The sequence below is a fragment of the Ancylobacter sp. genome, assembly GCF_965229075.1.
Taxonomy (GTDB): domain Bacteria; phylum Pseudomonadota; class Alphaproteobacteria; order Rhizobiales; family Xanthobacteraceae; genus Ancylobacter.
Genome location: NZ_CBDDIO010000002.1, coordinates 131,223 through 144,671, shown reverse-complemented (window position 1 = coordinate 144,671; position 13,449 = coordinate 131,223). Strand labels below are relative to the sequence as shown.

At 69.2% G+C, this 13,449-nt stretch carries 10 protein-coding genes; 3 read left to right on the top strand and 7 right to left on the bottom strand.

The window, feature by feature from the left end; translation table 11 throughout:
• Positions 1–102: 102 nt before the first annotated feature.
• The 5 genes from ACO07Z_RS06765 to ACO07Z_RS06745 all read right to left on the bottom strand — a co-directional run bounded on the left by ACO07Z_RS06765 (position 103) and on the right by ACO07Z_RS06745 (position 5,783).
• A complete protein-coding gene (locus ACO07Z_RS06765; protein ID WP_421698003.1) occupies positions 103–1,314 on the bottom strand; it encodes a beta-ketoacyl-[acyl-carrier-protein] synthase family protein in 1,212 nt (403 codons plus the stop codon).
• Complete coding sequence (locus tag ACO07Z_RS06760) at positions 1,314–1,583, bottom strand: acyl carrier protein (RefSeq protein WP_244378203.1); 270 nt, start codon at positions 1,581–1,583, stop codon at positions 1,314–1,316. The genes ACO07Z_RS06765 and ACO07Z_RS06760 overlap by 1 nt, the downstream gene beginning before the upstream one ends.
• A gap of 137 nt (positions 1,584–1,720) precedes the next feature.
• On the bottom strand, positions 1,721–3,169 hold the full coding sequence (locus ACO07Z_RS06755; protein WP_421698002.1) for a GH1 family beta-glucosidase: 1,449 nt from the start codon (positions 3,167–3,169) through the stop codon (positions 1,721–1,723).
• A 44-nt stretch (positions 3,170–3,213) separates the two neighbouring features.
• Positions 3,214–4,551 (bottom strand): GntP family permease, encoded by a 1,338-nt coding sequence (locus tag ACO07Z_RS06750; RefSeq protein WP_421698001.1) that lies wholly within the window; start codon positions 4,549–4,551, stop codon positions 3,214–3,216.
• A gap of 146 nt (positions 4,552–4,697) precedes the next feature.
• Positions 4,698–5,783 carry an Acg family FMN-binding oxidoreductase gene (locus ACO07Z_RS06745; protein ID WP_421698000.1) on the bottom strand — a complete coding sequence of 362 codons (1,086 nt, stop codon included), beginning with the start codon at positions 5,781–5,783 and terminating at the stop codon, positions 4,698–4,700.
• A 115-nt stretch (positions 5,784–5,898) separates the two neighbouring features.
• Between ACO07Z_RS06745 and ACO07Z_RS06740 the strand changes: the two genes are divergently transcribed.
• Positions 5,899–7,302, top strand: a complete 1,404-nt coding sequence (locus ACO07Z_RS06740) for a glycoside hydrolase family 5 protein (protein ID WP_421697999.1) — start codon at positions 5,899–5,901, stop codon at positions 7,300–7,302.
• A gap of 10 nt (positions 7,303–7,312) precedes the next feature.
• Positions 7,313–8,827 (top strand): malonate--CoA ligase, encoded by a 1,515-nt coding sequence (locus ACO07Z_RS06735; RefSeq protein ID WP_421697998.1) that lies wholly within the window; start codon positions 7,313–7,315, stop codon positions 8,825–8,827.
• Positions 8,828–8,941: 114 nt separating this feature from the next.
• On the opposite strand, the gene ACO07Z_RS06730 is transcribed toward ACO07Z_RS06735, so the two are convergent.
• Entirely contained in the window at positions 8,942–9,214 is a 273-nt protein-coding gene (locus ACO07Z_RS06730) for a metal-sensitive transcriptional regulator (protein WP_421697997.1), read from the bottom strand.
• A 71-nt stretch (positions 9,215–9,285) separates the two neighbouring features.
• On the opposite strand from ACO07Z_RS06730, the gene ACO07Z_RS06725 reads away from it, so the two are divergent.
• The gene (locus ACO07Z_RS06725; RefSeq protein WP_421697996.1) at positions 9,286–11,751 is read left to right on the top strand and encodes a heavy metal translocating P-type ATPase; all 2,466 of its coding nucleotides are present in this window, start codon (positions 9,286–9,288) and stop codon (positions 11,749–11,751) included.
• Positions 11,752–12,098: 347 nt separating this feature from the next.
• Here ACO07Z_RS06725 and ACO07Z_RS06720 read toward each other — a convergent pair whose 3' ends face one another.
• Positions 12,099–13,394 (bottom strand): D-amino acid dehydrogenase, encoded by a 1,296-nt coding sequence (locus ACO07Z_RS06720; protein WP_421697995.1) that lies wholly within the window; start codon positions 13,392–13,394, stop codon positions 12,099–12,101.
• Positions 13,395–13,449: the final 55 nt, after the last annotated feature.

Genomic DNA, 13,449 nt, shown 5'->3' with positions numbered 1-13,449 from the left:
CCCGGGCGTTGCCCGGGCACCTCAGTATGACGATGGGAGGTCGGCTTGCGACGTCATCCTGAGGTGCCGGACATCAGCCGGACCTCAAAGGCTGCCGCCGGCTCACCCGTACCGCTTCACCGCCAGCACCGCGTTCAGCCCACCAAAGGCGAAGCTCGACGAGATCGCGGCTTCGATGGCCGCCTCGCGCGCCGCGTTCGGCACGCAGTCGAGGTCGCACTCGGGGTCGGCCTCGCGAAAACCCATGGTCGGCGGCAGGAAGCCCTCGCGCAAGGCGAGCACGGTGGTGACGAAATCCAGCGCGCCCGAGGCGTTCATCGTGTGGCCGTATTGCGACTTGGACGACGACACCGGCAGCTTGGCGAGGTGATCGCCGAACACCAGCCGCAGTGCGGCGGCCTCGGTCTTGTCGTTCAGCGCTGTGGCGGTGCCATGAGCGCTGACATAGCCGATCGCCTCCGGCGCAAGCCCGGCATCTTCCAGCGCGAAGCGCATTGAGGCGGCCGCGCTCGCCATGTCGGGGGCGGTGATGTCCATGCCGTCCGCGCTCATGCCGAAGCCGACGATCTCGGCATGGATGGTGGCGCCGCGCGCCAGCGCCCGGTCCATGTTCTCCAGCACCACGGCGCCGGCACCTTCGCCGATGACGAGGCCGGAACGGTCCTTCGAGAAGGGGCGGCAGGCCTCCGGCGAGAGCACGCGCAGCGCCTCCCAGCTCTTCAGCATGCCATAGGTGATCTGCGATTCGCCCCCGCCCGCCAGCGCGACATCCAGCATGCCGGAACGCACCATGTGGAAGGCGGTGCCGATGGAATGGGCGGCGGAGGAGCAGGCCGAGGCGATGGAAAAGGCCGGACCGTGGATGCCGAGATCCATGGTCACATGGCTCACCTGCCCGCTCGGCATGGCGCGCGGCACGGTGAAGGGGTGCGGGCGCGGCGCGCCCTCGGCATAGAGCTTGCGGTAGCTGTCATCGACGGCATGGAATCCGACCGAGGCGGCGAAGATGGCGCCGACGCGGTGGCGCGCCACGCCTTCCAAGGCCGGGCCGGCATCCGCCAGCGCCTGCCGGGCGGCAACCACGGCGAATTGCGAGGTGCGGTCGACAAGGCCGAGCTGGCGCGGCTCGAAATGCTCTTCCGGGACGAAGCCGCGCACTTCGGCGGAAATCTTCGTCTTCATGGCGGAGACATCGAGACCCTGCGTCTCGCCAATGCCCACCGTGCCGGCGCGCAGGCCGGCGAGATGGGCGGTGACATCATTGCCCAGCGCCGAGAGCGAGCCGAGGCCGGTGACGGCGACGCGTGCAGCCATCAGGCGGTCTTCGCCTTCTGCGCCGCGAGCAATTCGGCGACATGGTCGACCAGCGTGCCGACCGTGACCTCGCTGCCGCTCAGCGGGCCGTCATTGGGAATCTCGATGCCGAAACGGCTTTCCAGCTTGAAGATGGTCTCGATCAGGTCGAGCGAGGAGATGCCCAGCTCCGCCACCGGCGTGTCCGGCGTGAGCAGGCTCGCATCGACACCGACCTCGCCGGAGATGAAGGCGACGATTTCGGCGACGGCGGGATCGTCTGTCTGCATGCGTCTGTGCTCTGTCTCGTGCGTCGGCCCGCAAGCCGGCAATGAGGTTAGGTATCACATAGAAAGGGCCGTGGGGCACCCGCCGTCAAATGACCGACATATGTGTCGGGCGCATGTCGGTCTGTTAACAGGATACCTCAGGGCGCCGTAGCGCCGCCCTGCGCATTCATCAGGCTGGACAGATAACGCGCGGATTGTTTCGGGGTGCGCTGCTGGGTGGCGAAATCCACCCGCACCACGCCGAAGCGCCGGCGCTCGCCTTCCGCCCATTCGAAATTGTCGAGCAGCGACCAGACATAATAGCCCTTGAGCGCGCAGCCCTGGGCGATGGCCTCGCCGGCGGCGACGAGATGGGCGCGCAGATATTCCGTCCGCTCCGGGTCGGCCACCACCCCGTCCACCGGGGCGGGGTCCTCATAGCAGGCGCCGTTCTCGGTGATGAACACCGGCGGGTTGCCATAGGTGTCGCGCAGCCGGGCCAGCACCTCGACCATGCCCTGCGCGCTGATCGGCCACCCCAGCAGCGTCTGCGGCGTGTTGGGCGGCAGCGCCCCCCAGCTGGCCTGGCCGAGAAAGGCGTTGGCGTCGTGGCGGATATAGGACGGGCCGTAATAGTTCACGCCGAGGAAATCGAGCGGGGCGCGGATCGTCTCCATATCGCCGGGCTGGACCAGCGGTGCGAAGGCGTCCGCAAACAGTTCGGGGTAGCGGCCATGGAACAGCGGATCTAGGTTGATCGTGTTCCAGCAGGCGTCGAAGCGCGCCGCCGCTGCGATGTCGGCGGGGTCCTGGGAGGCCGGAAAGATCGGCTGCAGCGAGAGAACCGTGCCAAGCTTGAGATCGGGGTGCATCCCCCGCACGGCGGCGATGCCGGCGCCCTGGGCGAGGTTCTGGTGGTGCTGGGCCTTCACATAGCTGTCCCAGCCGGTGAGGCCGGGCGCGTGATTGCCGAAGCCATGGCCGAAAATGGCGTGCACCGACGGCTCGTTCAGCATCGCCCACGGCTTTACCCGGTCGCCGAGCCGGTGCACGGCGGTGCGGGCATAGTCGGCGAACCAGCCCGCCATGTCGCGATTGTGCCAGCCGCCGCGTTCCTGCAAGGCCTGCGGCAGGTCCCAGTGGTAGAGGCAGACCATGGGGGCGATGCCGCGCGCCAGCAGGCTATCGACCAGCCGGTCGTAGAAATCGAGCCCGTCCGCGTTCACCGGGCCGGTGCCGTCGGGCATTACCCGCGGCCAGGCGAGGGAGAAGCGATAGGCCTTGAAGCCGAGATCACTCATCAGCGCCACGTCGTCGGCATAGCGGTGGTAGTGGTCGCAGGCGACATCGCCCGTCGTGCCATCGGCGATGCGGCCGGGCGTGTGCGAGAACACGTCCCAGATGGAGGGCTTGCGCCCGCCTTCCGCCACCGCGCCCTCGATCTGGTAGGCGGAGGTGGAGGCGCCCCAGACGAAATGCGCCGGCAGGCGCGGCGTGCCGGCGGGCGGCAGCGGCGCGGCGGCGGCTTGCGCGCGCGCAGTCAGCGGGAGGGCGGGCAGGCTGGCGGCGGCAAGGGCGGAGAGCAGCAGGTCACGGCGTCGCAGCATCGGCGCAGGTTCCTCGAACAGACAGTCCCTGAACGGGCGGTTCCTCAGGCGGTGGCCAGCCGGACGGCGATGAGGCAGAGCAGGATCAGCCCGCCCTGCACCAGCGCCCCGCCCGAAAACCGCGCCAGCGCCGCTGGCGGGCTGAAGCGCCCGGCCCGCGTCACCAGCCAGAACAATCCGTCATTGATCTGCGGCACGGTCATGGCGCCGGCGCTCACCGCCAGTGCGGCAAGAACGCGCCCCATGGGGTCGCCGAGGCCGAGCGGGGCGGCGAGTTCCATCATCATGCCGGCAGCCGTGATGGCAGCGACCAGCGACGAGCCTTGCAGGATCTTGATGGTGGCGGCGAGCGCGAAGGGCAGCACCAGCACCAGCGCGCCGGACGTGGGGGCGAGGGGAATGAGATATTCCGCCGTCATCTCCGCCATGCCGACATCCTGCGCCACCTTGGCGAGGCCGCCGGCGGCGCCGAGGATGAGGAGGAGCGGCGCGACCTTCGTCACCGCCCGCCCGGCCCAGCCGGCTTCGGAGAGCCCGCCCTTTTCCCAGCTCCAGCTCAGCAGCAGCAGCAGGCCGACGCCGGTGACCAGCAGCAGCGCCGGGCTGCCCAGCGCCAGGATGAAATGGCGATCATTGCCGCCGCCGAAGGGCTCGGAAGCGATGTCACCGAGCGCCTGGACGATCAGCATCGCCACCAGAGCCAGGCTGACGACGAATAGCGCCAGCGCCCCGCGCCGCGGCGCGTGCATCGTCGCGCCCGCGATGCCGGCGGTGGTGTCGCTCGGGTTGGGCGCGCCGCTGGCGCAGCCCTTCGCCCACAGCGCACCGAAGGCCGCGGCGATCAGCGCCAGAGGCAGGCCGACGGCAACCGCCAGCCCCCAATCGGCGCGCAGAATGGTGAGGCTCGCCAGCACGGTGGGGGCGGGGATCAGCAGGCCATGGCCGGCGGAAAGGGCGAGGCCGAGGGTGAGCGCCGAGCGCGGGCTGTCGCCGCCAATGCCGCGCCGCAGCGGGTTTAGCACCGCGAACGCCGCCGCCGGGGTGGACGCCATGCCGCCGATCAGCCCGAGCAGAGTGAGCGGGCCGGAGCGGGTGCGCCAGCCGCGCGCCATCTGCTGCAACCGTGCCGTGGCGCCGGACCCGTCGGCGATCTCCGCCATCAGCGCCCCCGTCACCACGATGATGCCCAGCGCCGCCAGCGTCTGGCCGAAGCCGACGGAGAAGGATTTCACCACGAAGCTCAGCGACCAGCCGACGCCCTGGTTGAAGGCGAAGGCGGCCAGCACCAGCGCGAGGAAGGGATGCACGCGCCCGCGCGCCGTCACCAGCGCGAACAGGGCCACGACGACAAGCAGAATGGCGGCGTAGAGGAGATAGGACATGGAGGTAAGGGTCTGCCGGGGCGGGGAGGCGGGAGCCTCACGCTTAGCCTGCCGCGCGCGCGCTGTCACCGTGGCGGAAAGGGCGATGGCGGCAAGGTGACCGCCACGCCCCACTACCGCCGGCCAGCCCCACTACCTCTCCGCATCTAGGCCAGCACCGAAGCCACCGGGCGGCGGGGCGCGAAGGGCAGGGCCGGCCCATAGCCGAAGCGCATCACCATGTCCGGCCGCAGTCCGGCCTCGCCGGCGAGCGCCGCCAGCTCCGGGCGCAGCGCCGCCACTTCCACCGCCGGGTTGAGGCAGGCGAGCTTCAGCCCCCGCGCGGTGGCGGCGAGGGCGAAACGCTGGCAGGCGCGGCCAACGGCGGTCCAGCCCGCCGGGTCGGCCTGTTCGGCGAAGAATACCGCAACGCCGGGCGAGGAATCGATCTGCCGCGCATATTTGTCGTTCTCGCTGGCGGCGGTGACGAACAGGTCGAAGGCGTAGGGCCCGAGTCCGTCCGGCAGCGGCGGGCTGCCATTGGCCGGCGCATAGAGCCCGTCGCCGTGGCGGATGGCGCTGGCGGGGTTGAAGCGCAGCCAGTGTTTCAGCTCCGCGCGAAAGGTAGGGTCGCGCATCTGCGCCTCGTTCCCGGCGATGGTGAGGTCGCGCAGCTGGTCGAGCCGGGGGCGCGCGGTCAGCAGCACGCAGCGCACGCCCGGCTGCGATGTCGCGCGGGCCAGCGCGTCCAGCGTCTCGGCGGGCACCGGCCGACCGTCATAGAGCGCGCGTGTGCTCTGGCGCTGCGCAATGGCGGCGGCGAGCGGATCCGGGCGCGGTGGGACGGGCGTGAAGCGGTAGTGCAACTGGCCGTCCGGCGCGGCCTCGATCGCGCCCGGCCGCCCGGCGGCGGCACCGGCGATGGCGAGCGTCTCGGCTGCGCAGCCGAGGCTGACGAACAGATGATGGTCGTCGGGATCGACCACCGGCGTCGCCCGCGACGGGTCGGGCCGCAATTCGACGGAACCGGGTCCAAGGCGGAAGCGCCAGGGCTGGGTGTTGTGCCCGCTCATCGCCAGCGTCGCGGTGCGGATCAGCTCGGTGAGCGGCGGATCGTCGGTGAGCGGCGCCCGCAGCTCCCGGCTATAGGCCTCGTAAGCGTCGGTGCTGCCCAACGCCTGGCGCCAGCCGAGCCACCCGGCCGCCGCCGCGCCAACGGCCACCCCACTTGTCAGCACCTGCCGTCGGTTCATGCCGCACACCTCCTGCCCGCCAGCCTAGCGGCCGGCGGGGCGTGCGCGCTTGATCGGGCTCAAGCGCCTGCGCGGGCCATTGCCGCCGCGCGCGGGCTTTACTAGGTTGCCGTCCATGATCCGCTGCGCTCTCCCCCTCGCCACCGCCTTCTTTCTCGCCACCGCCCCCGCTCTGGCGCTGACCGACACGCCAGCCGCACCGGCCGGTGCCGCGACAGCCGTCGCCCCGGCGACGCCGGCGGGAGCATCCGCCGCCCCCGGCTTCATCCGGGCGGAGGGCACGGGCTTCGTCAATCCGGACGGATCGACGTTCAATATCAAGGGTATGAGCTTCGGCAACTGGCTGCTGCCGGAAGGCTATATGTTCAAGTTCACGGTCCAGCGCTCGCCGCAGGATATCGAGGACGTGATCGAATATCTCGCCGGCCCGGAGGAGGCCGCGCGCTTTTGGAAGGATTTCCGCGAGGCTTATATCCAGGAAGAGGATGTCGCCTTCCTCGCCGCCTCCGGCTTCACCACCATCCGCGTGCCGCTGCACTGGAAGTTCTTCCTCGACCCCGCCAACCCCGACAAGGTGGACCCTGATGGCGAGGGCTGGGGCCGCATCGACCGTCTGGTCGGCTGGGCCAAGGCGCACGGTATCAAGCTCATTCTCGACATTCACGCCGCCCCCGGCGGGCAGACCGGCGTGAACCATGATGATGGCGTCGGCTACCCGCTCACCTTCTATGTGCCGGAATACAAGCGCCGCACCCTGACGATGTGGCGGGCGATCGCCGAGCGCTACAAGGACGAGACGGCGGTGCTGGGCTATGATCTGCTCAACGAGCCGATCACCCCCTATCACGACACGGATTTCCTCAATTCGCGGCTGGAGCCGTTCTATCGCGAATTGGTGGAGACGATCCGCGCGGTCGATCCAAACCACCCGATCATGCTGGCGGGCGCGCAGTGGAGCACGAATTTCGACGTGTTCGGCAAGCCCTTCGCCGACAATCTCGGCTACACCTACCACATGTTCTGGGCCGGCCCGCAGCGCAGCTCGATCCAGAAATATGTCAACTTCGCCAATCGCTGGCAGGTGCCGATCTTCATCGGCGAGACGGGCGAACTGAACGACGACTGGAACCAGAAATTCCGCACGCTGAATGAGCGCTTCGGCCTCGGCTGGAGCTTCTGGACCTACAAGAATCTCGACACGCCCTCTACCGTCTCTTCCATCAACCGCCCGCAGGGCTGGGACGCCATCGCCCTGTTCGGCAGCGTGCCGAAGAGCCAGTGGCCGACGATGGAAAAGCCCTCGCGCGAACAGGTGGCGGCGACGCTGCGCGAGTACATCGCCAATGCGCGCTTCGCCAACACGACGATCCGCGCGTCCTATGTGGCTTCGCTCGGCCTCAGCGCCACCTGCCCGCGTCTCGCCTCCGCTGCGGCGCCCGCCGCGCCTCAAACGGCCGCGCCGCCACCCGCCGCCACGGCGGGAGAGGCTCAACTCGCCGCCGTGACCTCCTGCCCGTGATCCCCTGCTCATGACCAATCACCTGATCGACCGCCTGCGCGCGGGTGGCACCGACCCCTCCCGTGTCTTCGCCGAGACGGCGGAAGGGGCCATCCTCACCTATGCCGAGCTCGACCGGCGCACGGCGCAATACGCGAATGCGCTGGTGGCCATGGGCCTCAAACCCGGCGACCGGTTGGCGCTGCAGGCGGAAAAGAGCCTGGAGGCGGTGTTCGTCTATCTCGCCACGGTGCGGGCCGGCGGCGTGTTCCTGCCGCTCAACACCGCCTACACGCCGCCCGAGGTCGACTATTTCCTCGGCGATGCCGAACCGGCGATCTTCATCTGCGATCCCGCCAGCGAGGCGGTGCTGGCGCCCATCGCCCGCGCCCGCAGCGTGGCGCAGGTGGTCACAATGGATGCGAACGGGCAGGACACGCTGCGCGGCGCCGCGGATGCCTGCCGCACCACTTTCGAGAACGTGCCGCGCGGGCCGGATGACCTCGCCGCGCTGCTCTACACCTCAGGCACGACAGGCCGCTCCAAGGGGGCGATGCTGACCCATGAGAACCTCGCCTCCAACGCGCAGGCGCTGGCCGAGGCCTGGCACTTCACGCCCGACGACGTGCTGATCCACGCCTTGCCGATCTTCCACACTCACGGCCTGTTCGTTGCCATCAATGTGACGCTGGCGGCGGGATCGTCGATGATCTTCCTGCCGAAGTTCGACCCGGCGCGCATCCTCGCGCTCATGGGCCGGGCGAGCGTGCTGATGGGCGTGCCGACCTTCTATGTCCGGCTGCTGAAATCGCCCGAACTCACGCCCGAAGCGGCAGCAGGCATGCGGCTGTTCATCTCCGGCTCGGCGCCGCTGCTGGCGGAGACGCACCGGGAATGGCGCGCCCGCACGGGTCACGCCATTCTCGAACGCTATGGCATGACCGAGACCGGCATGAACACCTCCAACCCCTATGAGGGCGAGCGTATCGCCGGCACGGTGGGTTTCCCGCTGCCCGGCGTGGAACTGCGCGTGGTGGCGCCCGAGAGCGGAGAGGTGCTCGGCACCGGCGAGATCGGCATGATCGAGCTGCGCGGCCCCAACATCTTCAAGGGCTATTGGAGCATGCCGGAGAAGACGGCGGCGGAGTTCCATGATGGCTGGTTCGTCACCGGCGATCTCGGCCTTGTCGGGCCGGATGGCTATGTGCAGATCGTCGGGCGCGGCAAGGACCTCGTCATTTCAGGCGGCTACAATGTCTATCCCAAGGAAGTCGAGACCGAGATCGATGCGCTGCCCGGCGTGATCGAGAGCGCGGTGATCGGCGTTCCGCATCCCGATTTCGGCGAGGGGGTGACGGCGGTCGTAATCGCCCGTCCCGACGCGGCGCTGGATGAGCAGTCAGTGGTGGAGGCGCTGGAGGGGCGGCTTGCGCGCTACAAGCTGCCGAAGCGCGTCATCTTCCTCGACGACCTCCCCCGCAACACCATGGGCAAGGTGCAAAAGAACCTGCTGCGCGAGCAGTATAAGGGGCTTTATGGGGGGTAGGGGCATCCGTGTCCCGGACGCCTGAAGCGTCAGCGAAAGGCGAGCCGGGCGCCAGCGCAAAACGCTCAGGCAAAAATCTCTCTGTGCCGCGTTCAGGGCCGGCGCGCCGCTCGCTCACCTGAGCTTACCGAGCACCTCGATCAACTCGTCCACCTTCGCCCGCTGGGCGTCGGCGTCACCGGACTGGATGGCGTGGGCGACGCAATGGGCGACATGGTCGCGCAGCACCTCTTCCTCCACCTTCTTCAGCGCCGCCCGCACCGCCGCCACCTGGGTGACGATGTCGATGCAGTAGCGGTCCTCCTCCAGCATGCGGGAGAGGCCGCGCACCTGTCCCTCGATGCGGCTCAGGCGTTTCAGGCAGGCGCTGCGGGTGTCGTTCTGCATCCTTGCCATATACCCTCATGGGGTATATATCGCAAGGGTCAGATACCTCATGGGGGTATAAGGAGGGTGCCATGGCGGCGAGCCATCACGGGCAGGCGGATCGAAGTGAAGCGGCCCACGACCAAGCGACGCATGCGCCGGCCAAGGCCGGTGGCTGTTGCGGCGGCCATGGCGCGCACGATCACACTCATCATCACCATGCCGGCGCCCCCGCCCATCCGCACGATCACGCACACGCCCCCGCCGCGCATATGGCCAAGGACCCGGTCTGTGGCATGGATGTCGATCCGCACACGGCGACGCTGAAGGCGGAGCACAACGGCATCACCTATTATTTCTGCGCGCCGGGCTGCCGCACGAAGTTCATCGCCAGCCCGGAAAAATACCTCGGCGACAAGGGGCCGGCCGAGCCGGTGCCGGAGGGTACGGAATATACCTGCCCCATGCACCCGGAGATCGTGCAGGTCGGCCCCGGCAGCTGCCCGATCTGCGGCATGGCGCTGGAGCCGATGTTGGTGAGCCTCGACGATGGGCCGAACCACGAACTCCTCGACATGACCCGCCGGTTCTGGATCGGCCTCGCCCTCACCGCGCCGGTCTTCGCGCTGGAAATGGGCGCGCATCTCATTCCCGCGCTCCATCACCTCGTGCCCCCCGCGACCTCCAACTGGGTCCAGCTGGCGCTCGCCACCCCCGTGGTGCTGTGGGCGGGCTGGCCGTTCTTCGTGCGCGGCGCGCAGTCCGTGGCGACGCGGCATTTCAACATGTTCACGCTGATCGCGCTCGGCACCGGCGTCGCCTATCTCTACAGCCTTGTCGCGGTGCTGGCGCCCGGCCTGTTCCCGCCCGCCTTCCGCGGGCCGGACGGCGCGGTGCCGGTCTATTTCGAATCCGCCGCTGTCATCACCGTGCTGGTGCTGCTCGGCCAAGTGCTGGAGCTGCGCGCCCGCGAGCAGACCTCCGGCGCCATCAAGGCGCTGCTCGACCTCGCGCCGAAGACTGCCCGCCGGCTCAATGACGATGGCAGCGAGGAGGAAGTGCCGCTCGCTGATATTGTGGTGGGCGACCGGCTGCGGGTGCGCCCCGGCGAGAAGGTGCCGGTCGACGGCACCGTGGTCGAAGGCCGCTCGGCGCTCGATGAATCGCTGGTGACCGGCGAATCCCTGCCGGTGAGCAAGGGCGAGGGCGACGCGGTGATCGGCGGCACGCTCAACCGTTCCGGCGGCCTCGTCATCACGGCGGAAAGGATCGGCCGCGACACGCTGCTCGCCCGCATCGTGCAGATGGTGGCGCAGGCGCAGCGCTCGCGCGCGCCGATCCAGCGGCTGGCCGATCAGGTCGCCGGCTGGTTCGTGCCGCTGGTGGTGGCCTGCGCCCTGCTCGCCTTCGCCGCCTGGGCGCTGTTCGGGCCGGAGCCGCGCTTTTCGCATGCGCTCATCGCCGCCGTGGCGGTGCTGATCATCGCCTGCCCCTGCGCGCTGGGCCTCGCCACGCCGATGTCGATCATGGTCGGGGTCGGGCGCGGGGCGCGGATGGGCCTGCTGGTGAAGAACGCCGAGGCGCTGGAGCGGATGGAGAAGGTCGACACGCTGGTGGTCGATAAAACAGGCACCCTGACCGAGGGCAAGCCTTCCGTTACCGCCATTGTACCGATGGAGGGCTTCGAGGAAGCGGAGGCTCTCCGCCTCGCCGCTGCCGTCGAGCGCCCGTCCGAGCACCCGCTCGCCCATGCCATCGTGACCGCGGCGCAGGCGCGGGGCATCGACATCCCAAAGGTGCGCGGCTTCGATTCCCCCGTCGGCAAGGGCGCCTATGGCCTCATCGAGGGCAAGCGCGTCGCCATCGGCAGCGCGGCGTTCCTCGGCGAACTCGGTATCGACGCCGCCCCGCTCGCCGGGCGTGCGGACGCATTGCGCGGCGAGGGCGCCAGCGTCGTGCTGCTGGGGGTCAATGGCAAGCTGGCGGCAGCGCTGGCCATCGCCGATCCGGTGAAGGCGACGACGCCGGCGGCGCTGGCGGCGCTGGCGAAGGAGGGCATCCGCGTCGTCATGCTCACCGGCGACAACCGGGTGACGGCGCAGGCGGTGGCCCGCCGGCTCGGCATCACCGATGTCGAAGCGGAGGTGGCCCCCGAGGACAAGGCGGCGGTCGTCGAGAAGCTGAAGGCGCAGGGCCGGGTGGTCGCCATGGCCGGCGACGGGGTGAACGACGCGCCGGCGCTGGCGGCGGCCGATGTCGGCATCGCCATGGGCTCTGGCACCGATGTCGCCATCGAGAGCGCGGGGGTGACGCTGCTGCATGGCGACCTCACCGGTATCGTCACCGCGCGCCACCTGTCGCAGGCGACGATGCGCAACATCCGCCAGAACCTGTTCTTCGCCTTCTTCTATAATGGCGCCGGCGTGCCCATCGCGGCGGGCGTGCTCTACCCCATCTTCGGCCTGCTGCTCTCGCCCATGGTGGCGGCGCTGGCGATGGCGCTGTCGTCGGTCAGCGTCATCAGCAACGCGCTCAGGCTCAGGTCGGTGAAGTTGTAGGGCGTCGCCAGCATCGCGCGCCCTTAGCCCCGAGCTCGACACGGGTTTCACCCTCCCCGCGCGGCGCCGGCGGGAACGCTGGGTGGTCGGGTCGAGCCCGGCCATGGGAATGGGAATGCGAGATGCCGGTTCCAGCGCGCCCTGCGCTGACGCGTCAGGCGTCCGGGACACACGAGCGCCTCAACGCGTCGCGCATAAAAAACCGCCCCCGGCGTTCGTCCGGGGGCGGGGCGGGAGCCGGAAGGGTCGGCTCTCACAAGACCCGGAGCGGAAACGCGGACCGGGGCGGGGGTTCGGAAAACGGGCGGTGCTGGCACCCCGCCGCGCGAGCGGCGGGAGCGGCAGCGTCACTCCGCCGCCATGCGCAGCATGGGGGCCGGGGCTTCCACCGGCAGTGCGTCCGCTACCTTGGCGGCGATGATCTCGGCGGTGGCGCAGGAAAGCGTCCAACCGAGATGCCCGTGGCCGGTGTTGTAGAATACGCCCGGCTTCTTGCCAGCGGCGACGCGCGGCATCATGTCCGGCATCATCGGCCGCAGCCCGGCCCACGGCACCACGCGGGCCGTGTTGACGCCGGGGAACAGCTTGCGGGTCCAGTCGACCAGCGGGCGGATGCGGTCGGCGCGGATGTCGCGGTTCTCGCCGTTGAACTCGGCGGTGCCGGCGACGCGGAAGCGGTCCTTGCCGAGGCGCGAGGTGACGATCTTGGTCTTGTCGTCCAGGAGGCTCACCCAAGGCGCCGACGCCTGGCTTTCCTCATCGTCGAGCATGACGGTGATGGAATAGCCCTTCACGGGATAGATGTTCACCCGGTCGCCAAGCCCGGCGGCGATGGCGCGCGAGCCGATACCGGCGCAGATCACCGCGCCATCGAAGGCGAGCGTCTCGCGGCGCGGCAGCGCGTCCTCAGCGTCGGGGGCGATGGAGAAGGTCACCTCCACCCCGGTGCCATCCTGGCCCGTGCCGGTGTGGGCGACGCGCTCGACACTCGCCTCGTTGATGAAGCGCACGCCATAGCGCCGGGACACTTCCGCCAGCCCATAGGTGAATTTGTGGATGTCGCCGGTGGAATCGGACGGGGTGAAGAAGCCGCCATAGTATTTGCCGTGCAGCGTCGGCTCGATCGCGCGGATTTCCTCCGGCGTCACCTCGCGGCGCTCCAGCCCGCCCCGGGCGTAGAGCGCGGACACCTTGCGGGCATTATCCTGGGCCTCCTTGTCCCGGTAGATGTGCAGGATGCCGCGGGTCTCGTGGTTGAAGTCGATGCCCTCGCGCTTGGCGATGTCGAACATGTGGTTACGGGCCTGGATGGCGAGACGGGTGGTCTCGACCGTGTTGGCCTCGTAGTTCGGGATGTTGGCGAGGAACTCGGCCATCCAGGAATATTTGTGCCAGGAGGGCTTGGGGTTCATCAGCAGCGGGGCGTCCGGCGTGAACATCCACTTGATGCCCTTGAGCACGGTGGCCCAGGAGTTCCACACCTCGGCATTGGAGGCGGAGAGCTGCCCGCCATTGGCGAAGGAGGTCTCCATCGCGCTGTAGCGCTGGCGGTCGATGACGGTGACGTCATAGCCCTTCTGGCTGAGGGCATAAGCGGTGGTAACGCCGGTGATACCGGCGCCGATGACGACGATGTGGCGCATGGGTGGCTCCCGCGCTTGAGGACGACATGGCCCGAACGCGCGGTGCCCCGCTTGG

Coding starts and splice junctions, on each gene's coding strand:
- ACO07Z_RS06745 (WP_421698000.1), bottom strand. CDS start 5,783: ATGAACCGACGGCAGGTGCTGACAAGTGGGGTGGCCGTTGGCGCGGCG.
- ACO07Z_RS06725 (WP_421697996.1), top strand. CDS start 9,286: ATGGCGGCGAGCCATCACGGGCAGGCGGATCGAAGTGAAGCGGCCCAC.
- ACO07Z_RS06720 (WP_421697995.1), bottom strand. CDS start 13,394: ATGCGCCACATCGTCGTCATCGGCGCCGGTATCACCGGCGTTACCACC.
- ACO07Z_RS06760 (WP_244378203.1), bottom strand. CDS start 1,583: ATGCAGACAGACGATCCCGCCGTCGCCGAAATCGTCGCCTTCATCTCC.
- ACO07Z_RS06740 (WP_421697999.1), top strand. CDS start 5,899: ATGATCCGCTGCGCTCTCCCCCTCGCCACCGCCTTCTTTCTCGCCACC.
- ACO07Z_RS06735 (WP_421697998.1), top strand. CDS start 7,313: ATGACCAATCACCTGATCGACCGCCTGCGCGCGGGTGGCACCGACCCC.
- ACO07Z_RS06765 (WP_421698003.1), bottom strand. CDS start 1,314: ATGGCTGCACGCGTCGCCGTCACCGGCCTCGGCTCGCTCTCGGCGCTG.
- ACO07Z_RS06730 (WP_421697997.1), bottom strand. CDS start 9,214: ATGCAGAACGACACCCGCAGCGCCTGCCTGAAACGCCTGAGCCGCATC.
- ACO07Z_RS06750 (WP_421698001.1), bottom strand. CDS start 4,551: ATGTCCTATCTCCTCTACGCCGCCATTCTGCTTGTCGTCGTGGCCCTG.
- ACO07Z_RS06755 (WP_421698002.1), bottom strand. CDS start 3,169: ATGCTGCGACGCCGTGACCTGCTGCTCTCCGCCCTTGCCGCCGCCAGC.